The organism is Candidatus Clostridium helianthi (assembly GCF_045310795.1).
GTDB lineage: Bacteria > Bacillota > Clostridia > Clostridiales > Clostridiaceae > Clostridium > Clostridium helianthi.
On record NZ_JBJIAB010000048.1, the window covers coordinates 1 to 21,406 of the forward strand.

A 21,406-nucleotide genomic window follows, 5' to 3' on the forward strand; every position below is an offset into this window, starting at 1 on the left:
TATTTTTTCATGATACTTCATAAGCTCCATTGCCTTAGAATTTATATCCACCTCTTCTACCGACCCATTATTATTATTATTATCAAAGAGATTAGGTTGACTTACTGCTTCATCACAATCTAAGTTTTTATTATTCATGTCATAAGTTAAGCTTTTATTATTTAAATCAAAAATCCTTTTTGTACTCTTTATATTTTTATCTTTATCTATTTCTTTTTTCTCCTTCTTAATCTTATTCTCTATCTCTTTCTTATTCTGTTGCGTTACTGTAACGTTACTTTTATTTTGCGTAACGTTACGAGTATTTTTAGTAACAGTACTATTATTATCAGTACTTTCTATAATGTTATTACTGATATCTTTATTATTAGCAATTTCCGAACTGATATCACTAGCTGCTTCATCGGTATCAGTACTAACAGAAGCTTCTTCACTCGTTTCTAAATTCTCTAATGGTGTATTTTTATCAAGAGCTTTATTTTCTTCTGGAGCATAATTCCTCTCTGATGAATTTTTCTCTTGTTCTAAATTATTGTTTTTTTCTAATTGCTCATTTTCATTCAAAGTTATGCTTTCTTCTAAAACTTCGCTTTCATAATTTTCTTGAGCATCACTTTTACCAGCCTTCTTCTCCCATTTTTTCTTTTCTCTATGAGTCTCAGCTCTTTTTCTATTTTGTTCACGAACTTTTTCCATTCCTTCTATATTTTGATACTTGTCCCAGTTTACAATTCTGATTACTTTATCAGGAGCTATTTCAATCATTCCAAATTTAGATAGAACTCTTAATGCAAGTTTAATGGCTTCTAATGGTCGTGAAAATAATATGGCTAGCATCTTACTAGTAAGTGGCTTTCTTTCTGATAAAAATATTTCACCATTAGCATTAAGCTTTCCACCTAGTAAAAGTATTCTTATCCACACATAATGGATTGTATCCCTTTCTTTCATTGCATCTATTAATTTCATTTTTTCATCATCAGGCATACAAGTAGCTAATTTAATCCATTTAATATCTGCCATTATTTTTCACGCTCCCATAAATAAAATTTTCTAAACCTTTCAAGTCCATCCCAGGATGGATTTAACTCAATTAACTTACAAACATGTATATAACATTTAAAAATCCTAAAATTCATTTGTAAGTCCTCACTTTCTTTTTATACATTTTTATTAAAAGTTGAATCCCCATACATTCTAAATCAAGGTGTATGAAAATAATTTTACATTTATGTTTTTAATTTAAGATTACTATTTTCTTAATTCTTGGTGAACCATAGAAATATTTTCAAGCCATTGATGAAATAGTTTTTTATCTACCATCACCTTCTTTCCTATTTTAAAGAATGGAAAATCTGAATTCTGCTTTGAAATCTCTTCTTGTAACGTATTGAGACCAATACCTGATATATAAGAACACTCTTTAAGGGTATAAGTAAGTTTATCTCCAGCATTCTCTTTTTCACTATTTTTTCTTAATTCAACTAAAATTTCTTTTAATAATTCCTCCATAGCTTGTCCTCCCGTAACAATAACTATTAGCGTAACATAATACTTTTAAATTAGAATAATTAATTTTAGATTTCTAAACAATATATATAAAGTTATTACAATTTACTTTTTAAGTAATTTATTCATAAAAAAATATCTCTATTGGATTCTTTATATCTAATAGTTTTATCATCTTATCGATTTCATTAGAACCAAATATGCCTTTATTAAGTTTATTACCTAAAGTTTTTGGAGACATTCCTAATTCCCTTGCCAGCTTTTCCTGAGTATATCCCTTTGCTCTCATCTTTCCTTTTAACTCATTAATTAATATCATAAATGCTCCCCTTTCGTTACTTGTTAAGTAATATTTTATATATTATGGCTATTATTGTCAATACCTCTCACGTAATTTTTTCTATATAATGGAAAATAATTGTTGCATATCCGGAAACAGATGTTATAATAAATTAAAAATGATAATTTAATTTATTTACTATACTGATACAAATTAAATGGTAAATGAATATTATTATATATTTTATTTATTAACAATAGCAGATAAAATATATACATAATCAATATAATCTATTAAAATCTAAGATTAGTTAATTACAATTAATGTCAAAGTACACTATCATTTATTTAGTTTACTGTTTTTAATCTGTAAATTATATAGGCAGATATTATACTTTATCAGAATAATTTTAATTAATTTACTGCAATTCAATAAATTAAATTAATAAATATTGGATAATTTACTTACTTTTAATATGCTATAAGGAGGAAACATAAAATGGGTTTGAAAGAAAATATCAAAAATAGACGATTAGAATTGAGTCTCACATTAGAAGATGTTTCTAAAAGATTATCTATTAGTAAGCCAACACTTCAAAGATATGAAAGTGGTGTAATCTCTAATATACCTTCTGACAAAATCGAAAAACTTGCAGCAATATTAGAAACAACTCCATCTATTTTAATGGGATGGGATGAAAACAAAATAAAAACATCTTTACAACTATCAGAAGAATTAGAATGTTTATTAAAAAAATATAATTCTTTAGATAATCTAGGTAAACATACGGTAAACACAGTATTAGAAATGGAATTTAATCGTTGTTCACAACTTAATAATCAGGATAAAAGCTTTTAATTTCTTGTCTATAATGGGAAGTTATTTAATAAAAACAAATTAAAATTAAATACCGAAATTAAATTACAGCACTTCTAATTAATTGTACAAATAGCTCTATCACTGGTATATAAGCTTTTAATTATTAATTTTCATGTATAATTAATAATGCTGTATAATTCACTCTAGAATAATACAGCACTTTCATTTCTTGCTTCAATCTATATTTTAATTTCAAGTTATTTTTAATTACATCCTCCTGCTAATACCAATATATTAGACTTTTTCTATTTCCATACTTTTATTTTCATTACTTCAACTTACTGATCATTTTTATATTTTGTAAATTCTAGCATAGCTTCTCTTCTATATTTTATTACCGTTGTTATCCCAACTTCATCAAGATATTTGAACTTATTATCTTCATGGGATTCTACAATTTGAAATTTAACGAATTTATCTGGGTATGATTTTTAGACTTCCTGCTATTTTACTTGAATAAACTTTCTTTTATTTGTTCTACGCTACTCATAGATTATAGGTAAAATTCAAATTTGTTTTATAATTTATTCTTTCTAATTATTTATAATTTATTTACAACTTATCTTCTCTAATATCCAATATAATTAGAACTATAGCCAATCCTATTTCTTGTCTATCATATTTATTTTATACAGGATTCCTAGTTATATTTTATCTTACTGCATATTAATTAGGCTTGTATAACTTTAAACCTGATTAGTTCTTTATAATTTATTTTATTAACTATCAAATTAGGTCTCAGCATTACTCCTTGGAGCATTGGCCATATTCTTCTATTGCATCCTCTATAGGCAATGTATTATCTATGTCATACTTTTCTATGAAAACTTAGTATATTTATCTTAATATTTATATAAACGTATATCTATTATGAGTATATTAATTTATTATGAAAGCGGCATATTTAATTAACCTTATAATCAATAATGGGTATGTTGCCAGGTGACATTATACTTGCTTATTAACTTAGCGAAACAAATTAATAGTATATCTTTTTTAATTAACAAATTAATTACAAGAATATCAATTAAGTTTAGAGTTATTATAAATACAAATCAATCTAATGAGGCCTATCATAAAGAAAGACAATAAACATTTGATTTTTAAGTGTTTATCGTCTTTCTTTATTCATGCTATTGATATTAATTTATTTTATCTTTCTTCTAATAAAATCTTTAGCAAAAAACAAATCTATTGCAATATATTTTATCTATATCATATTGCTAAGTAAGTGAAAAGTCCATTTCTAATACGAAATTCCTCTTCAATACTAATTTTGTTTTTTCCATTAAGATTTTATTCTTAAATGAAATATAAAACGAATATCTATATCTTTATTTGCTTTTTTACCTCCACCAATATTTTTTGTAATGAAACTCATAATTATCTGAATGATTTTTTTCATTGCTAATCCTCCTTTTTTCTTAATATTTATGCTATTCCTTTATAGAAAATAACCTCATCATTAATAATAGCTAAGCATAACCATTAGTTTTAAGGTAACAATGCTGCTTCTGGTTCATCTAAAGTAAATCAGATCAGAATACGTTTTTCCACTTGTTGTACTTTTTACCATTTGTCCGAGCCTTACCCAGTTAAAATAAAAAGATATTAATTACTTTAAGCTGAACACAATGTATGCGAATCTTGAAAACTTGGTTTAGATTTTCTATATTCGTACATTATCTATTGCTTAAAGTATATTAATATCTTCCTTTTTATAATTCTATTTATTTTGTTTTATTAGTTTCAATAGCCATTCTTATTATCTGAATTTCTCTTATAGATAGCCCAACCAATTCACTAATCAATTCGTCACTCATACCTTGACTTATGGCTCTCTTAGCAACCTCTATTGATTTTTTTAATTCACCTTGCTCGAATCCTTGTCTATAACCATCTTCCCTTAACATAGTACTTAATTCAGTCATATACTTTCCCTTGCAATACTAATTAGTTTCAATAGTTTTTCTTATTATTTTAATTTGTTCAATTGTTAATTCTGTGAGTTTGCTAATAAGTTCATCACTTATTCCTTCCTTAATAGCTCTTTTTGCAATTTCTATTGAATTTTCTTGCTTTCCTTCCAATTTTCCCTCTTTTATCAAACTTCTACCTAATTCAGTCATTTTTATCTCCTCCCTTACTTTTTCTAAATCTTTACCTTCTAAAAATTTACTTGCAAAAGCATATAGGATTGACTCTACATCATATCTGTAATCTTTATCTATATCTTTAACTACTCTAATTGCATTTATTATCTTATCACTTTTACTAAGCTTCCCACCCATTATTGGTGTAAATGTTAAAGATATAATATCCTGCTTGCTTAGTTCTTCTTTATCATTTATTTTATTTATTATATCATTAAAGATTGCATCTCCATCCTTATTAGCCATTGATATTGCATTGACTTTATAAGAATTTATTCCACTATTGTATTCACTTATAGGATCTTTTATATCTCCTGAATAAACAACGTATGTCACAACATCTTTACCAGTTTGAAAATTAAGGAGAGATTCATAGGTTCTAAACCTTCTTAAATCTTCAATTCCCTTGTTAGTAGTTTGAAATTCAAAATGAATATAAGTATCATCTTCCATTAGGAAAGTGTAATCCATTAGCATATTCTTTATCTCAAGGACAACAATTTCAGTAGATCCAGTATCTTTTACTTTTTTATCTATACCAAAAAATTTCAAACCTTCTTCTGCAAATATATCCATTGCTCTTTTCATTATCATATCTTCATAATTTATTTGTTTCACCAATGCACCCCCTCATGTAAAAATATTTTTATAATAATCTATTCCTCTAATAAAACCTTACTTATATAATTTAAATTTATTAATTTAATTTTAACATATATAAGCAAATTTCTAAATATCATAACACCACTATGCTATATTTTTATTCAATCTCCTATCAATATTATAATCGACATATGACTTATACAAAAGTCTATCCTTTATTATATAAACGCAAAGCACTCATATCTCTAACATTAAACAATTCTTTGTATATTTTATTTCTTTATATAATTTATACTGCCTAATTAATAATACTTATTTAGCTATATCTATTATATAGATTTAATTATTGCCACTTTAATAAATTGTTATCATTGTTTCTTTCAATAATTTCCAACTCTCTATATATTGGCATGTTAAAAATCAAATGAGGAGCACAATACACTATATTAGCTCCTCATTCTAAATCTTTGATAAGAACATGAATATGATTATACATTCTATATTTTATTTCATAATTTATTTTTTATCTAGGAGAGGAGGATTTCCTCCTTTCTAGAAATTCAAAATAAATTAATCATGATTATTTATATATAAAACATATAATTGTTAATGTTAATATGCTAAAAATCATATTTGTTCATATTCCTTTCATCTCTATTCTATTTTAAAATAGAATAGAATTTTCAAGTTATTATGTAGGACGCCTTCAATAATCAACGATTTACGCCATAAGACTTTCCCGATTATTCCCGACTTTTTCCCGACTGAGTTCTAAATTAATATGATATGTTATAATTATCCATATTGCTACAACCTAGTATTTAAGCTATTCTACAGATATTTATAATTAAATATAATGATATGTAATTGGTAATTTCTAGACTCAGGAGTTCGATTCTCCTATGGGTCACCAAGTTAGAAAACATCAAGGTTTTAAGTATTTAAAATCTTGATGTTTTTATTGTTTTACACCATTTTTACACCATAGTTTTTGATATTTATTTAGCTATCTATTCTCCGAATTTTTAATAATTTATATGATAAATTTAGCAGTAAATATAATATAGGTATTGATAAAATTTGTGTGTGAAACTAATAATCCTATAAACTCTCTTAAAAAATTAAAAATAAATACTTTTATGTCTTAAGAGTACCTAAAATTTTCTTCATATATTTCTTTATATTAATATGCATGTCCAAAGTCTAGTTGCTGCTGTAAATCCTTTAACTTCATTTCGCCATACAACCATAATTATTCCTATACTAAGAAATCCTATCTAATCCTAATCATAACTTGAATTCAGGCGATATTTTAACGTATTTTTCCATATTTTATTCTATCTTTATGCTAGATATAATCAGCCTTTAAGCATAATTAGTATTTTAGCGTTAAGAGAAAATGCAAGGGAAAAGTTTAATAATAAAATAATATAGCCTGCTAAAATTTAGAGGTGCTATATCAAACTAAATTGGAAATTTTCTTCATTTTCACAACTTGGATTTTGCAAATGTTTCTTGTCAAAATTTAAAAAACTCCTTATATCAAATTAATCATCACAGCATATTTTCAAAATACTATACTGCTAAATTATCAAAGAACAAGTTTTATTTGCCGTCTTCAATCCCCGCTTCGTATTATTTGCCTAATTCTAATTACTATATTACATTCATTTATTTGGACAATGATAGCTTCAAATTAACTAACTTTAGCTATCTTTATATTCCTTACTTCAATTTCCTAACACTTTGAAGTTCATCTTTTAGTATAGATTGACCAAGCAGCAACATATGTATACTGTTGAAACATAAAATCTCAATCCAAAGAACATGAATTTTACGAGCCTTATTGAAGTCCACGTGCGAATTCTACAAAATCTTGCGACAATCCTTGATCCTGCATTAGTTTTATAGCATATTCATTTTTCACATTAATTGAAGTTTGAATCATATCAGCACAAATATTATATTCAGGGAACTCAGGATGATCTAAAACATAATTAGGTAATATTAAGCTGAAATCGATGAATGGCACATTTATTAGTTGTTTAAGATCAGCATCTTGATTCAATTCTATTGTCCTCAAAATATTTTTTCTTTTCTTTTTTAAATATTGACGAAACTCTTTGTATTTAAGCTTAATTTTATGCAAAATTTCTCCTTTAGCTATTATAAAAAATTCTTTAGGCTCACTTTCAAAAACTTTACCACTAATGTCTTGAAAAGAGGTCTTAACATAAGTTTTTGCAACAAGGTGCCCATCCTCATCAAAATGCAACGTAATACAATCAGTACTTGTAAATCCAAATAATGCTGTTTTCACAGAATTAGAAGTTGGTGCTACTTCAAAAGGATGCTCCTGAATGTTTCTATTAGGTAGAATATCATAAATACTACGTTTAATTTTCCCAAACACATTTTCAAATTCAATACAACCACTGTTTATCAATAAAGGCAAGTTAGAAGTATTTTTTATTTCTATATCTAGCCTTCCATATGTAGGATTTTCTAAAAATGAATCTTTTATATAAATTGGTTCAATAATTATTGAATTATCATATGGGACGATATACTGCTGATGTCGACTAGTATATATATCATCCAAATCCCTTCTAGTTGCTTTGACATTGATGGATCCCTTTTCTGATATATATATCACCTTGCTTTACAGCTCCACACTCATTCTTAATTATATATGGGCGATTTTCATTGTTGTAAGGTATCTTTATAAAAGCAATTAATTTGTTATATATAAAAAATGACCCTAAAGAGATTGTTATTTGAGGTTCAACCTTTTCAACCAACAAATTTTCCAATATTGAAATATCTGGTATAGTATCTGTGGAAATTCCACAAATACCGTGATTCTCGTCTTCAACACCAAATATTATATATTTATCTTTTGCTTTGAGATTATTTGCAAACGAAACGATGTCTTTTATAAAATCATCTTTCTTATGTTTTATAACATAGAATTTTTCTTTAAAATCGATCCATTCACATTCATTCTCACTTTCAATATATTTGATTAAAAGTTCTTTTTCGTCCATAAAATTTCACCTCTAATAGTTCAACTTTTCTGCTATCACTCAACCTTATACACTCTTGATAATCTCAGTAATTAATAGTACTACTTATTATCAACTAATATTTAAATAAAATCTAAGCGCAAATTAATTTCTAACTTAATATGAATAATGGGAATTTCAATTCTATTAATGCTTGTTCTCCGCTTCAGCAGCTATAATAATTCTAAAAATTGAAATTTGTTTATTTGATTATAACATTTAAACTATGGATTAATAACAGATATCCTTACAGATTACATCAAAATCATTTGTCTTATTTGCTTAGTTAAACTTCCAAGAATTTCATATAATTCTACTTTTGTAGTTAGATAGTCTTTTCCAAAGGCTTTATTTGTTAATCCTTTTAGTATATCGTCTGAAATGATTTCAGTCTCACTTATGTACTGCCCCAAACCATAATGAGCGAGACAGTTACGAAAATTCCTATCGCATAAACAGTCATCTATATAAAAATCAGTATTCTTTTGAGCGTTCACCTCTTTAAGGAAATCACAAAGATAGTAATACTGTAAATATGCAAATTTAAATTTTTGAGGAATCTCATCTATAAAATAATTTTCAATAAATTCTATTGCATAATTAATACTACAAAGTATAGAGAAAAGTAGAAAGCCAAAATCGTTACTCATCTTCAGTGGTGAATTTTTATAAAAATGATAATCCTTGTATTGAACAATAATATTATCATTATACCTATATATCGGAAACTCCTTCCCCCCCAAAGAAGCTGCTAACTTTCCAGCAACTATGCTCATATCTCTTATCCACTCTCCCACGCCCTCGTTCCCCAATGGGTTTATAGGAGTATAATACATTGAACATAAAATTGTATTACCACAAAACTTACCATTGCACAAATCAGTACCTACATTGTAATACCCGAATATCTTTTCACGTAAACTACGTATGCTATAAAAGTAATTTTCGCTTTCTGTAAACTTTTCAAAAAGTAGAGTAGCATACTCTTCATAACTTTTTTTAAAAAGCTTGTGTCCCTGTCTTAATTGAGTATAAAATGCTTTCTCAGTTGGATTAAAGTGAGGGGCGTTTAATCTAACTTTTTTGCACCACTGCTCTGTACCTTCTGCAAAAAGTCCGATATAAGGTAGGCTCATACAAATATAATTGCTATTAATATTTTGAGCATTTTGTGAAATGTCAGTTAATGTATATAAAAACCTTGCGTCTGCTTGTATTAATTCATAAGCAGTTTTCTGTACTTTATTCAAATCATTTCTCCTTTAAATTCTAATATAAACAAATTATAATTTATCTTTCAATTCAACACATTTTCAAAATGCCATACTTATCACTTCTCAAAGAACAAGTTTTATTTACTGCCCCAATCACAGCTACGTAGTATTAGCCTTATAAGAATATGAAAAATAGAAGCTCTATTTATAATCTTTCAATGCATAACTGTAATAAACCTACAATTTTATCACTATAAAATGTATTATACTTTTTGCCTACCTTAAGTTTAAGTCGCTAACATTTAATTTAAATTTTAGCGAAATTTTTTTAATTTCATCAGTTGTAAATTCCATACTATAATTATTTAGGAACTCGTTATTACTTAATACACTATCAAGTAACCCAAATTGCATATTAAGAGTCATGATATATCTTGACATTTCCTCTTTGTTAATCTTATTATTAAATACGTTATATAATGTATTTATACCTCTACTACACACCCATCTATCATCATAATCAAGTCTATAATGATCATGCACAATTTTATTTCTTATTTTATATAAAATCCAAATATTATTATATGCAATTTTTAGTATATTTTCAGGTAATATAAAGTTATCCTTATTTGACAAAAGCTCTTCAGTCTTAGCTAAGAAAGTACCTTTTTTATTAATTTTACTATTTTCACCCTTTATTTTATTTAAAGAGTAGTAGTTTTCAAGAGAAGTAATAATTTTTCTAATACATTCATCTAAATTATATTTATAATAACATGTCATAGAATCTATATAATCTCTTATGAAAATGTTATCATTTTCTTTAGCTAATGCTTTTGTTGGTGGAAAACTCGGAATTGAAAATGGTTTTTCAATAACAATTCCTTTTTCAGCTCTATTTCTTCTAATCTCTATTTTTCTGATATCTAGCATCGAAAATGTATCTATAAGAATATGACCATCTAGGTATTTTAATTCATACACCTTATTATTAATATATGGTAACACCCTATTTATCCATCCTCTTATATTACTCATACAAGAACTATCTCCTTTTGAAAGTTCTTCATAAGAATTAATATCAGTATAAATTTGAAAGGATAAATGAAATTCCTCTCTCTCAAATTTGAAATTAAAAACTATATTATCTAATTCAAAATTTAAATCATCCAAGTTAAATGCTGCTTTAAAAGTGCATTCAATAATAATTACAAATTTCTTTCTATTATTCAACATATCTCACCTCTACAAATTAATCTTACATTTTCTATAGTATTCAATTAACAGCCTTCCTTATTTAAAGTTCGCATTATAGACATTATGTGAGCCTCAAATCTATAATTTATTTTTTACTTTAAAAAATAATAAGTATAGATTACCTAATTTAGAAAAAGATAATCTATACTTATTATACTACAAAAATTTATATTTTTACCTATTTTTATCCAGCGTTTTTCTATTAATCTCTATAAATTAACAAATCACATATTATAGCAAATAATTCATTTCATTGAGCCTTAGCTTTCTAAGTAAGAGAATGACATATCGTCGTTACATCCTAATCAATAAAAGACAATCCTTTTTCTACTAGCAGCCTTCCTATTTCAAAAATAGCAGCAAACTCAACATTAGTAACTTTGGCTATAACTTTATTGTCTTCAGTCCTAATAAAATTTTCTCCATCACAGTATACATATTTATATACCTCACTGATATCATAATAATATTTTGGTTCCAATTCGCCACCTTGTACTATCCCCATAGTAATAGAGTGATTTCCTCCATTAACCCAAGCTATTCCCATTGGAAGCCATACTTCAACAAAGTGATTATTAAAATCTTGTTTCCATTTCTTTTTCTTTCGACCTTCACCTATATCTATAAGTGCTCTAATTAGCCTATCCTTGTGCCATGGCCATGGTAATATTAAATCAGTACTTAGATTTATTTTCTTTTTGCATTTTACCTCTTTTTTTAAATCATGTATCTTAAGATATTTGCTCTGATTATTAGATATATAAGACCTTTCCTCAAAACCTACACTACTCCAGCTTAAATTAGGAACACTATTATCCTCATCCCCATCTATATATAATAAGTATTTCATATAATCAGTTTGCAATCCTCTGCCCAAAATCCTTATTACATCAAATATCGGATGTTGTTTTGCATCTTTACTGACGTTAGACTCTAATATTTCTTTTGCAAAATTAATGATACTATCAAAGTTATCTTTCGCAGATAATTTTGGTACGTCTTTAGATCCTCTTTCTATCTCTTTAACTGCCTTACTTTTAAAAATTAAATTTTTTAAATCTCATTATTAGCTCCTTTTTAACAAATTCATTATTATAATACTTTGATACTACATATAATTATTACAATAAACTAACCTTTTTTTATCGCTTAATAAGCTAACATTCTACCAAAACTAAACTAAAAATAGCTGACAAACATAAAAATTACTCTGTCTATCAGCTTCTAAATATAAATTTCTAATTTATCCAAGCACTATCGGCATTAACCTTCCACCCATCAGGTGTAACACAATCACAATACATCTTCCCATCCTCTCCAAAAGCATAACAATTCCCATTAATCCACTTCCACAAAGGCTTTTCTTTACTTCCCATAACCATTTTGCAGTTTTCATCTAAGTAATACCAGACATTCTTGTTTTTATCATTGTACCAGCGATTCTGCAAAGCATAGCCCCTATCATCAAATATATACCACTCCCCCTCAATCTCCTGCCAGCCATTTTGCGATGTATAATAGTATTTATTATCTATATCCGTGCAATACCACCAACCAACATCATTACAATTCCACCCAAGTTTCCATTGTCCATTACTAGAACCATCTGCTCCAACCAATCCATTAACTATAGCTCTAGCAATTACTTCTGCATTGTAAACATCAGCATCATCACTATCAGCAAATAAACATTCAACTAAAATTGCAGGCATAATAGTTTTGTTAAGAACAATTAAGTTTCTTGTTTTTACTCCTCTATTAGGTAAATTCAGAGTGCTTGATAATTCATTGCATACTTTAGAAGCATATTGATTAGCTACTTCTGACTTTCCAAATACTAATGCTTCAGGTCCACTACCTCCTCCTGCATTAATATGAATCTCAACATAAAGTTTTATATATTTTGTCTTTGCTATTTCATTCGCTTGATTTGCTCTTTCATAACAATCTTCACAGTTATAGCTATTGCTCTTATCAATTCTAAGTAAGTTGACTCCATAACCTATCTGCGGCAAATACTCTGCAACTAAAGCTCCAATTTCTCTTGTACAATTGCTCTCATCAAGCCTATCAATAACCCCACATCCAATATTACCACCAGCAGTATGACCTACTGCTATTATAAAATTGCTCATTTTACATCTCTCCCTATAATTCTTAATTTTTTTAATTACTCCTATACGTTATACACATATAAAAAGAGCAGCTATGCTGCAATTAGAAACTTAAAAAAATATTCTAAAACAACAGAAGCTCAACTAATTTTATATTTCTATATACGTTATATGGTTTTTAACCATATATACTATATGTAGATGCAAATTTAACATTAAACACAATATATGTAAATTATTTAATTCATAACTCTTAGTTGAAGAAGGAGGCTTATATGGATTTTAATTATATTGAAGTTTTAGTTACCAAGTGCAAAAATAATGATGAAGAAGCAAAAGAAAAATTAGCTGAAGAATTTAGGACTTTAATATATAATATTTCTAAAAGAACTTTCATTGATGGATATAACGCACATGATATTATGCAGGAATGTTACCAATCACTTTTTAAATCTGTTTACATGTACAATTTAGAAAAGCATAGATTCGTTGCCTATGCTACTAATGCCATTAAAAATAATATGAGTGATTTAATCAAAAGAATTAAAACTAGAAGATCTACTGAGGGTTATGATGCATTAAGTCTACATGATGATGTTGAAAATGGTTTTCCTGACTTTGAAATCTCAACTGAAACTTCATTATGTGAAATGTGTGATTATGAAGATTTAAAATTAGCCCTTAAGAATTTAAATGAAGATGAGCTTGAACTTATAGATTTTGTATTCTATAAAAATTACACTGTAAAAGAATATGCTTATTTTAAAAATATGTGCTACTCTACTGCTATCCTAAAAAAGAACACTATTCTAAAGAAAATACTAAACAATATATCTCATTATTATGAAGACATCAAAGCATAAAAACTCCAAGTCTAACCTAGGAGTTTTTATTTTTATATAATTATATCAATCTATATCCACTTATTCAAAATTAAAATTATTAATAACATCTGTAGTTTTATCAATATAGTTTTGAGCTACTTGATCAATGCTATCACAAATATATTTAAGAGAACATCCTTCACATTTATTAAGTATTCCTTCCGTAATTAAAGAACATTGAAGTTCATCATTAAAAGTAGAATTTCTAATTGCTAAAGCAATCTGCTTTTTATCAAAAACTTCTCCTTCTTCTGTATTAATTTTAATTTCATCTCTAATCATTTTTACAACACACTCCAATAATTTATTTGCAGCTTTAAAATTTAGCAGCTGCTATTATGGATATATGTTTTATACTGTAACATAACATTAAAATCATGATTAAATTTGTAGTTATAATCTCCTAACCCGCATTTTACAAGCAAATTCTTAAGTTCTTAAATTCTAAAGAATATATATTCTTAAAATCTTAAATTCTTTAATTCTAAAAAATATATATTCCTAAATTCTTTAAAACTTTAGAATCTCTAATAAACAGCCATATATCCTTTAAGAGAATACATAAAAATGCTACTAAGGAGGGTATATAATTTATGGCTAGAAGAAAAACATCAAACGTTCCTAAAAATGATTTTGAATATGATGAAGGTGAAGTATATGGATTTACTAGCGAAACTCCTATAACTGGTGACTGCATATCTTCCTTCTCTTTTGATGATTCTGATACTAATATTATTCAAACTAGCTCTGATAGTAAATCTAATAATACTGCAGATCTAGAAGAACCTAAAAATAATATTACTACTTCAACCAGTAACAATAATTTTCAAGATAATATAAATAATTCCATAGAAATAAAAAATACTTTAAACTCTACAAAAGATATTTTTGATAATAGGAGAACTCCACTACCTAATGGTGCTACTCCTGCCATTGATGGTGAGACTCCAAATATTAAAAGGAGCTATACCCTTAGAAATTCTACCATAAGAAAAATAAATGAATTAAAGAGCATCCATCCAGATATTAATGTATGTGTCAGTACCATAGTTGATATTGCTATAAATTATTATCATAACCATATTGTAAATGAAGCTGGCACTCAATAATTTAATTTATTTTATATATTTTAATTTCAAATAATTATTTGTTCTCTAACATGAACTGATATATTTTATTTCATATATCCCTTATGGAGGTGATGAAATTATGGATATAACTGAATTAATGAATCTTATTGTTAATAATGGATTTGCAATAGCTGTTGCAGCATATTTGCTAATACGCTTAGAAAAACAAATTAATAACTTATCTAGTTCAATTAATAAATTAAATACCATAATATCAACTAAGCTTGGAGTTGTTATAGATAATGATGATTCTAATAAAGTGGCTTGAAAAAAGGCTATAAACATTGAATTCCAAAATGTTTATAGCCTTTTGATTTTATCGCACTATTTTTTTATATTTTATTTTTACTGATAAAATCTCTAGCAAAAAACATGTTTATTTTTATATTTTGTTTACCATATATTTGGTAATCGTGTTGTTGAGAAATAAATCATACGAAAATATCTCAACAACACCTTTCTCATGTTTTCTTCATTGAAGTTTTATCTTTACTTGTAAAATAGCTCATTAATAAATTTATAGCATAACTATGATGATAACTATTTTCTTCTCTTCTGTAATGGTTTTGAGCAAGATCTTTTTTATTATTTTAAATAAACATTTCATAGATATTCTCTCCTTTCCTCCACATTTATATTTATATCTATGCCTTTTACTTGCAATCTATTACTTTAAAAATACAAGAATTTATATTTTAAACTCTTTTATTTATATAATTTGTCGTTAATATAAAAAATGGAATAATAGGCAAGCTAATTATAGGCTTTATTGTATATTTTATTTAATGTATGTTACCTTGGCATTTTAAAACCTAGTTAAAATAAATTAAATTAAAAATACACGTTAACAATTCAAATAATATTTTCTTTGACATTTTTTAATTAAAAAGGTATGACTATTTACCTATTTACTTGCTGTGTTATATTTATCTAATTCCATACAATAACCAACATCTATCCATATATCTTTTATGAAGGTGATTAAATTATGGAAATTAATAAATTAATTAACTTGATAGTTAATAATGGATTTGCTATAGCTGTTGCAGCATATTTGCTAATACGCTTAGAAAAACAAATTAATAACTTATCTAGTTCAATTAATAAATTAAATACCATAATATCAACTAAGCTTGGAGTTGTTATAGATAATGATGATTCTAATAAAGTGGATTGATAAAAATGCTATAAACATTTCAAATTGTTTATAGCATTTTAATTTATTCATATTTTCTTATAAATAAGATTTTGTTCTTTTCATATCAGTAATCAAAAAGGGATTATCTTTCTTCATATTTTCAACAAGTACAACAGCTTGTGTACGATCCTTTTTCAATACTTCTAATTCTTTCTCAGTTATTCCAACCAATTGAATAAAATCAACCTTTCCATGAACAGTATCAATTTCATTAGCTTCAGTATCATTTATAATTAATAATGCTGTAATTGCTGATTCAACGCCTATATGGAGAGAAGTTCCTTTTCCAGCTATAAATTGTAATGGCTCAAAAAATCTCTTCTGTGTATATGTATATCTAGCAAGGTTAGATAGCATATCAATTGCCCACATGCACTCTTCATTTGAATCCTCTTTCAATTTTATAGTCATTTCATAGCCCCAGCCACTCCATTCACCACCAAAAGCTTCTTCATTTGTGTAAAGCTCCGTCATCCCATAAGTTAACAAATGCTTATAACCATTATTAGATTGATAAATACTATACCCATCCAAATATTGATCTCCACCAAAAATAGCTCGTTTATGCAATTCTGTGCCATAATGTGCAGGTTTCTGATTAGGATAAAGTTTGTCAAAAACTTCATCAATGGCATCCCACCCTGGTGCCCAATCTTCCTGTTCTTCAGCATGCTTTTTATATTCATCTAAAGTCATTTATTTTTCCTCCTCAATACCTTTAATTCTAATATAATTTATTATATTTAATTCTATATTAATATTATCGGAGTTAAGATGGACTTAATAAAGCTTTTTATAGTATACTCTATAATTTACAACTTTATATTCACTTTATTCAGTCCATCTTTTGTGCTTCAATAACGTCACTTCGTTCCTAAGAAGGAAGTAATAGACAAGCTGAATTTATACTTAATTATATTTTATTTAATATATGTTATCTAGGTATTTTAAAGCCTAGCTATATTCCTCATTAAGCTTGCCTATTACAAAAATTATAACTCGCTTACGCTCAAACAAAGGAAAACTTGGACAATCTTTTGTCCAAGTCACTTATCTTATATAATAGCAGCACAGCTGCTCTTTTATTGCTTTCCATCTATGTTTTTACAAATTCATTTTATTTTTATCCTTATATATGCTTACACTAAGATAATTATAATTTATGTATTTATAGTAGTTATGCCTATATACGTATATTCTATAGACAAGGTACTTTTATAGTAAATTATTTGGGCACCTAATCCACCACCCAAAAATGAACAGGTCATTAGCTAGAGCTTCTATGTGCCTAAAAGTCTTTCGACTAGCTCAAGCCTTTTATTCACTAATAATCTCTATGCATTAGACTAGTCCATTATTTGGGTTCCCGGTGGGGTGCATGTTTTTCTCTACAACTTTAGAGAAATGTTTCTTTCAACTGTGGAATAGATATATTTATATTTTATTCAATATTTCCCACTACGTGTAGCCGGTTAGTGGCTTGGGGGGCTTGGACTTGCACTCAAGATTGCAGTTCCATATTGTACTAGCAAGGCCGCTGTCTGCATAAAAGAGTCCTACGCCAGATTCACTCACTTATAAAGTCTAATAAATTAAAATAATAATTTTAATTTATTAGACTTTCCTCACTCGTATCTGGCTTTGTAGAACTCATTATGCAAACAAGCCATGCAAGTACAATAACGCCCCCTTATAAAGCCACTGTTTTTTATTGTACAGAAACCATAGATTATATCTTATAATTTATTTTATTCTTTAGTTAGGCTTTTTTATATATTGTATTTTGGGGCTTAAAGCCCCATATGTATCAAAACGGTAATTCATCACAAGTTATACTCTCTAATATATTTTCATGCTCTTTTCTTACTAACTCATTGAATTGATTCTGCCATGATTTTTCTAACTGCTCATTTGCTTCTTCTTCCCAATCTATAAAGTAGCCTTCTTTATTTTCTTTTCTTATTGCTTTCCAGATTTTATATTCATTATTAGTAATGCTATAAACTCCTTTCCTTCCAATATTCTTGCCAAAGGCTATATATGTACCATAAATACTTAATCCAGCTCCATCATACTCAATAATTTTTGAGCCATCTTTTAATTCATATGCATTTTCTGAAAACCTACATTCTTTAAGTTTGCTTAAGTCACGATATTCTGCTATTAATGTCTTTGTCTCATATTTTCTTTTATCCACTTTTAAAACCACCTTATATTATTCTCTACCACACCATACCCCCTATTTTTATTATTCCTACTTTAAAACTTTTTAGACATTATTTATGTACAAAAAAAGCACCTTTTAGGTACTTTAATTATTTATATTTTATTCTCCAACGCATAGTTTCATATATCCTCTTATCGCCTTACTAACATCTTTTCCATTCCTGTGACAATATGCTTCAAAGTCTTCATATAACTTAATTTCACATTCCACATGAAGTTGCTTTGTTGGTAGTTTTACTTTTTTTATTTTATTTCTATTTTCCATTATTATTCCACTCCTTCTCTGTAAAATAGTCTAGCCAACAATTAAATACTTTATACTTAAATGGCTAAAAATATATACAAATAAGTACACGCGTCTGCGAATATTTGTTCGCATAATTGGCAATAATTATAATATAAGGTTAAGAGAGGATTTGAAAAAATATGAGAAATTTCACATTTACAAAATGGCTTACTACTAAAGAAGCTTTTAATTCTTACGGACACTATAAAGATTGGCTTTCTATCTTATCAAAAGAAGAATCTAAAAGAACTGATTTATATTATCACGAAAAATATCAATACTTTATAAATTACCTACAGACTGAATGGGATTAGATAAATACGCATCTCTACCCCTCATTAAAAATCTCTATATGAAAGGATTAGATCTAATGACATTTACAACATGGCTTATAAAAGAAAAAGGCTTTGTATCAAAAGCTCAATTTGATTCACTTGTAAATACACTACCATATGAAGGAAGAAGAAAACTAATCATATACTATAAAATAGAATATGAACATTACCTTGATACAAGACCAATACAGCTTGAGCTCGAAATAAAATAACCCTGAAGAGATCTTCTCCAGGTTTATTTTATTTCTATTTAATGTAGCACAAATTACAGAATGAATTACCGAAATTATTGGACAATCCTCTGTTGTTTTTGGAGCAAATACTTAAGCTCCATATAAAATAAATATTGTACAGGGTGAGTGAACTGATCCCTGTCAAGTATACAAGGGAAATAATAAAAATTATGCTACTAAGGTATAATTTTGATATTCTAGTAGAGCCATACCTTTTAGCTTATTTTGTAGCCTTCTTGTCTTATAAAATTCTATATATTCATCAATAGCTTTTTTAAGATCATCAAATGTATTAAATTTTTTTGGATAGTATATTTCAGATTTTAGAATGCCCCAAAACCTTCCCTTGAACGATTATCTATATCTTATCAGGATGTTGCTCTGATAATTTTTTACCCAGCTCATTTAAAACTTCATAAGCAGGCTCTAAATATTTACAAATATCCGTCAAAGAATACTCCACATGAGGAGGAATTTTATTAAATTCCTTTCTTTTCACAAGACCATGTTCTTCCAAAGACTGCAAGGAACGGGTTAGCATAATATTAGTTATTCCAGGTAGATTTCGCTTAAGTTCATTATATCTAATGCTTTTTGTACGGTATATAACGAACAAAATAGGCAGTCTCCACTTTCCTCCAATGATTTCAAGAGCGTCAATAATGTGACATTCGTCTTTGTAATAAATTATCTTGTTTCCTTGTTGATCTGTCATTAGTAATACCTCCGATTTTAAGGCACAAAATTGTGCGTACTTGTTATTATGTTACCTATGAAACTATAATATCACTATACATCAAAAGCAAACTATATGTAAATTATATATTACTCAAAAATTAAGAAAATAGGAGGAAATTTGATGATTACTACAATTCAAAATGAGAAAGATATTTCGGCAAACACTATGAAGGCAATTCGGTTTCATGAGTTCGGTGGTCCTGATGTGCTACGTTACGAGGAGGTGCCGCGTCCTGAACTGAAGCCAGGCGAGGTGCTCGTTCGCGTTCACGCAATCGGCATCAATCCACCCGACTGGTACGTGCGTGAAGGGATGAAGATCCTTCCTCCCGAGATGAGGCCGACTATACCCTTACCTTACATTCCTGGGACAGATATATCCGGAGTTGTCGAGGCTGTAGCTGCGGATGTGAAGGACTTTTCCATAGGCGACGACGTTTTCGGCATGGTTCGTTTTCCTAAACATGGGAGTAATGCTTATGCAGAGTATGTTGCTGCTCCTGCATCGGACCTAGCACTCAAGCCTGCTGGCATCGATCACGTGCATGCAGCAGCGGCGCCGATGTCAGGGCTCACTGCGTGGCAGTACTTGATTGACCTTGGGCATAATGAACCAAACCCGCTTCAACCGACGCCGCATCGCCCAGTGCCGCTTAGCGGCAAGACTGTGCTTATAAATGGTGCTGGAGGCGGAGTGGGACATTTCACCGTACAGCTGGCCAAATGGAAGGGGGCTCATGTCATCGCGGTGGCATCAGGTGCGCATGAGACATTCCTTCGCGAACTTGGTGCAGACGAATTCATCGACTACACCAAGAACCTTCCTGAGGATGTCGTGCATGACGCTGATCTCGTTATAGACACCATTGGTGGTCCAACAACCGGTCGTTTCTTGCGCACACTCAAGCAGGGCGGCGCTTTGTTTCCGATTTTCTTTGGTTCCGCTGATGCCGAGGAGGTTGCAAAGCTTAGTGTAACAGTCTCAATGCTCCAAGTTCGCTCGAACGGTTCACAACTCGCGGAATTGGGACTATTACTTGATTCAGGGGCAGTGCGCGTTGCCATCGACAGCACGTTCCCGCTTGCTGATGCTCTCAAGGCGCACGAGAGGGCTGCACGCGGGCACATCCAAGGCAAGATCGTGCTTACAGTTGTGTAAGCACTAAAGTGAGAATGTAGCTTCTGTCAACAGATTGAAGTTTAGCGGGCACATTCAAGGAAAGCAACTGCTATGCAGCCCAAAACAACCTAAATAAATAAGTCACAGGACGAGTCATCATTTTAATAAGTGGTGGCTCTTCT

25 protein-coding genes are annotated in these 21,406 nt (G+C 28.5%); 8 read left to right on the forward strand and 17 right to left on the reverse strand.

Features of this window, described 5'->3' with window-relative positions; all coding sequences use genetic code 11:
- The 3 genes from ACJDTP_RS23965 to ACJDTP_RS23975 form a co-directional block, all read right to left on the reverse strand.
- Positions 1 to 1,023 (reverse strand): phage replisome organizer N-terminal domain-containing protein (locus ACJDTP_RS23965; protein ID WP_406762664.1); only part of this gene is annotated, 1,023 nt, incomplete at its 3' end.
- 228 nt (positions 1,024 to 1,251) lie between these two features.
- Positions 1,252 to 1,512 carry an excisionase gene (locus tag ACJDTP_RS23970; RefSeq protein ID WP_012058487.1) on the reverse strand — a complete coding sequence of 87 codons (261 nt, stop codon included), beginning with the start codon at positions 1,510 to 1,512 and terminating at the stop codon, positions 1,252 to 1,254.
- Positions 1,513 to 1,630: 118 nt separating this feature from the next.
- The gene (locus ACJDTP_RS23975) at positions 1,631 to 1,828 is read right to left on the reverse strand and encodes a DUF739 family protein (RefSeq protein WP_012058486.1); all 198 of its coding nucleotides are present in this window, start codon (positions 1,826 to 1,828) and stop codon (positions 1,631 to 1,633) included.
- 459 nt (positions 1,829 to 2,287) lie between these two features.
- Here ACJDTP_RS23975 and ACJDTP_RS23980 point away from each other — a divergent pair, with 459 nt between their 5' ends.
- Positions 2,288 to 2,647, forward strand: coding sequence for a helix-turn-helix domain-containing protein (locus ACJDTP_RS23980; protein ID WP_173715132.1), 360 nt, complete (start codon positions 2,288 to 2,290; stop codon positions 2,645 to 2,647).
- A gap of 1,751 nt (positions 2,648 to 4,398) precedes the next feature.
- On the opposite strand, the gene ACJDTP_RS23985 is transcribed toward ACJDTP_RS23980, so the two are convergent.
- From ACJDTP_RS23985 to ACJDTP_RS24020, 8 genes are all read right to left on the reverse strand, one after another.
- Positions 4,399 to 4,599: a hypothetical protein gene (locus ACJDTP_RS23985; protein ID WP_406762665.1), complete on the reverse strand. Its 201-nt coding sequence runs from the start codon at positions 4,597 to 4,599 to the stop codon at positions 4,399 to 4,401.
- 18 nt (positions 4,600 to 4,617) lie between these two features.
- Entirely contained in the window at positions 4,618 to 5,439 is an 822-nt protein-coding gene (locus tag ACJDTP_RS23990) for an RpnC/YadD family protein (protein ID WP_065416405.1), read from the reverse strand.
- Between the two features lie 1,828 nt (positions 5,440 to 7,267).
- Positions 7,268 to 8,080, reverse strand: a complete 813-nt coding sequence (locus tag ACJDTP_RS23995) for a hypothetical protein (protein WP_406762666.1) — start codon at positions 8,078 to 8,080, stop codon at positions 7,268 to 7,270.
- On the reverse strand, positions 8,034 to 8,471 hold the full coding sequence (locus tag ACJDTP_RS24000; RefSeq protein ID WP_406762667.1) for an ATP-binding protein: 438 nt from the start codon (positions 8,469 to 8,471) through the stop codon (positions 8,034 to 8,036). The genes ACJDTP_RS23995 and ACJDTP_RS24000 overlap by 47 nt, the downstream gene beginning before the upstream one ends.
- 272 nt (positions 8,472 to 8,743) lie before the next feature.
- Positions 8,744 to 9,739, reverse strand: a complete 996-nt coding sequence (locus ACJDTP_RS24005; RefSeq protein ID WP_406762668.1) for a hypothetical protein — start codon at positions 9,737 to 9,739, stop codon at positions 8,744 to 8,746.
- Between the two features lie 240 nt (positions 9,740 to 9,979).
- On the reverse strand, positions 9,980 to 10,939 hold the full coding sequence (locus tag ACJDTP_RS24010; RefSeq protein ID WP_406762669.1) for a hypothetical protein: 960 nt from the start codon (positions 10,937 to 10,939) through the stop codon (positions 9,980 to 9,982).
- Positions 10,940 to 11,261: 322 nt separating this feature from the next.
- Complete coding sequence (locus tag ACJDTP_RS24015; RefSeq protein ID WP_406762696.1) at positions 11,262 to 12,005, reverse strand: DUF6710 family protein; 744 nt, start codon at positions 12,003 to 12,005, stop codon at positions 11,262 to 11,264.
- A 193-nt stretch (positions 12,006 to 12,198) separates the two neighbouring features.
- Positions 12,199 to 13,095 (reverse strand): N-acetylmuramoyl-L-alanine amidase, encoded by an 897-nt coding sequence (locus ACJDTP_RS24020; RefSeq protein WP_406762670.1) that lies wholly within the window; start codon positions 13,093 to 13,095, stop codon positions 12,199 to 12,201.
- Between the two features lie 254 nt (positions 13,096 to 13,349).
- Between ACJDTP_RS24020 and ACJDTP_RS24025 the strand changes: the two genes are divergently transcribed.
- Complete coding sequence (locus ACJDTP_RS24025; RefSeq protein ID WP_406762671.1) at positions 13,350 to 13,937, forward strand: sigma-70 family RNA polymerase sigma factor; 588 nt, start codon at positions 13,350 to 13,352, stop codon at positions 13,935 to 13,937.
- A gap of 60 nt (positions 13,938 to 13,997) precedes the next feature.
- Here ACJDTP_RS24025 and ACJDTP_RS24030 read toward each other — a convergent pair whose 3' ends face one another.
- The gene (locus ACJDTP_RS24030) at positions 13,998 to 14,240 is read right to left on the reverse strand and encodes a hypothetical protein (RefSeq protein WP_406762672.1); all 243 of its coding nucleotides are present in this window, start codon (positions 14,238 to 14,240) and stop codon (positions 13,998 to 14,000) included.
- Positions 14,241 to 14,551: 311 nt separating this feature from the next.
- On the opposite strand from ACJDTP_RS24030, the gene ACJDTP_RS24035 reads away from it, so the two are divergent.
- The 3 genes from ACJDTP_RS24035 to ACJDTP_RS24045 all read left to right on the forward strand — a co-directional run bounded on the left by ACJDTP_RS24035 (position 14,552) and on the right by ACJDTP_RS24045 (position 16,265).
- Positions 14,552 to 15,067 (forward strand): hypothetical protein, encoded by a 516-nt coding sequence (locus ACJDTP_RS24035; RefSeq protein WP_406762673.1) that lies wholly within the window; start codon positions 14,552 to 14,554, stop codon positions 15,065 to 15,067.
- Positions 15,068 to 15,167: 100 nt separating this feature from the next.
- Positions 15,168 to 15,356 (forward strand): YvrJ family protein, encoded by a 189-nt coding sequence (locus ACJDTP_RS24040; RefSeq protein WP_406762674.1) that lies wholly within the window; start codon positions 15,168 to 15,170, stop codon positions 15,354 to 15,356.
- A gap of 720 nt (positions 15,357 to 16,076) precedes the next feature.
- Positions 16,077 to 16,265, forward strand: a complete 189-nt coding sequence (locus ACJDTP_RS24045; RefSeq protein ID WP_406762675.1) for a YvrJ family protein — start codon at positions 16,077 to 16,079, stop codon at positions 16,263 to 16,265.
- A 57-nt stretch (positions 16,266 to 16,322) separates the two neighbouring features.
- Here ACJDTP_RS24045 and ACJDTP_RS24050 read toward each other — a convergent pair whose 3' ends face one another.
- From ACJDTP_RS24050 to ACJDTP_RS24060, 3 genes are all read right to left on the reverse strand, one after another.
- Complete coding sequence (locus ACJDTP_RS24050) at positions 16,323 to 16,982, reverse strand: suppressor of fused domain protein (RefSeq protein WP_406762676.1); 660 nt, start codon at positions 16,980 to 16,982, stop codon at positions 16,323 to 16,325.
- A 1,111-nt stretch (positions 16,983 to 18,093) separates the two neighbouring features.
- Positions 18,094 to 18,483, reverse strand: a complete 390-nt coding sequence (locus ACJDTP_RS24055) for a hypothetical protein (protein WP_406762677.1) — start codon at positions 18,481 to 18,483, stop codon at positions 18,094 to 18,096.
- Between the two features lie 129 nt (positions 18,484 to 18,612).
- Positions 18,613 to 18,777, reverse strand: coding sequence for a hypothetical protein (locus ACJDTP_RS24060; protein ID WP_171983632.1), 165 nt, complete (start codon positions 18,775 to 18,777; stop codon positions 18,613 to 18,615).
- A gap of 161 nt (positions 18,778 to 18,938) precedes the next feature.
- On the opposite strand from ACJDTP_RS24060, the gene ACJDTP_RS24065 reads away from it, so the two are divergent.
- Together ACJDTP_RS24065 and ACJDTP_RS24070 are read left to right on the forward strand one after the other, a co-directional pair.
- Positions 18,939 to 19,112: a hypothetical protein gene (locus ACJDTP_RS24065; protein WP_017212202.1), complete on the forward strand. Its 174-nt coding sequence runs from the start codon at positions 18,939 to 18,941 to the stop codon at positions 19,110 to 19,112.
- Between the two features lie 56 nt (positions 19,113 to 19,168).
- Positions 19,169 to 19,345 (forward strand): hypothetical protein, encoded by a 177-nt coding sequence (locus ACJDTP_RS24070; protein WP_406762678.1) that lies wholly within the window; start codon positions 19,169 to 19,171, stop codon positions 19,343 to 19,345.
- 189 nt (positions 19,346 to 19,534) lie between these two features.
- On the opposite strand, the gene ACJDTP_RS24075 is transcribed toward ACJDTP_RS24070, so the two are convergent.
- Positions 19,535 to 19,696 carry an IS3 family transposase gene (locus ACJDTP_RS24075; protein ID WP_406762697.1) on the reverse strand — a complete coding sequence of 54 codons (162 nt, stop codon included), beginning with the start codon at positions 19,694 to 19,696 and terminating at the stop codon, positions 19,535 to 19,537.
- Positions 19,697 to 19,724: 28 nt separating this feature from the next.
- Positions 19,725 to 20,081: a winged helix-turn-helix transcriptional regulator gene (locus ACJDTP_RS24080; protein WP_077839096.1), complete on the reverse strand. Its 357-nt coding sequence runs from the start codon at positions 20,079 to 20,081 to the stop codon at positions 19,725 to 19,727.
- Positions 20,082 to 20,225: 144 nt separating this feature from the next.
- Between ACJDTP_RS24080 and ACJDTP_RS24085 the strand changes: the two genes are divergently transcribed.
- Entirely contained in the window at positions 20,226 to 21,263 is a 1,038-nt protein-coding gene (locus tag ACJDTP_RS24085) for an NADP-dependent oxidoreductase (RefSeq protein WP_406762679.1), read from the forward strand.
- Positions 21,264 to 21,406: the final 143 nt, after the last annotated feature.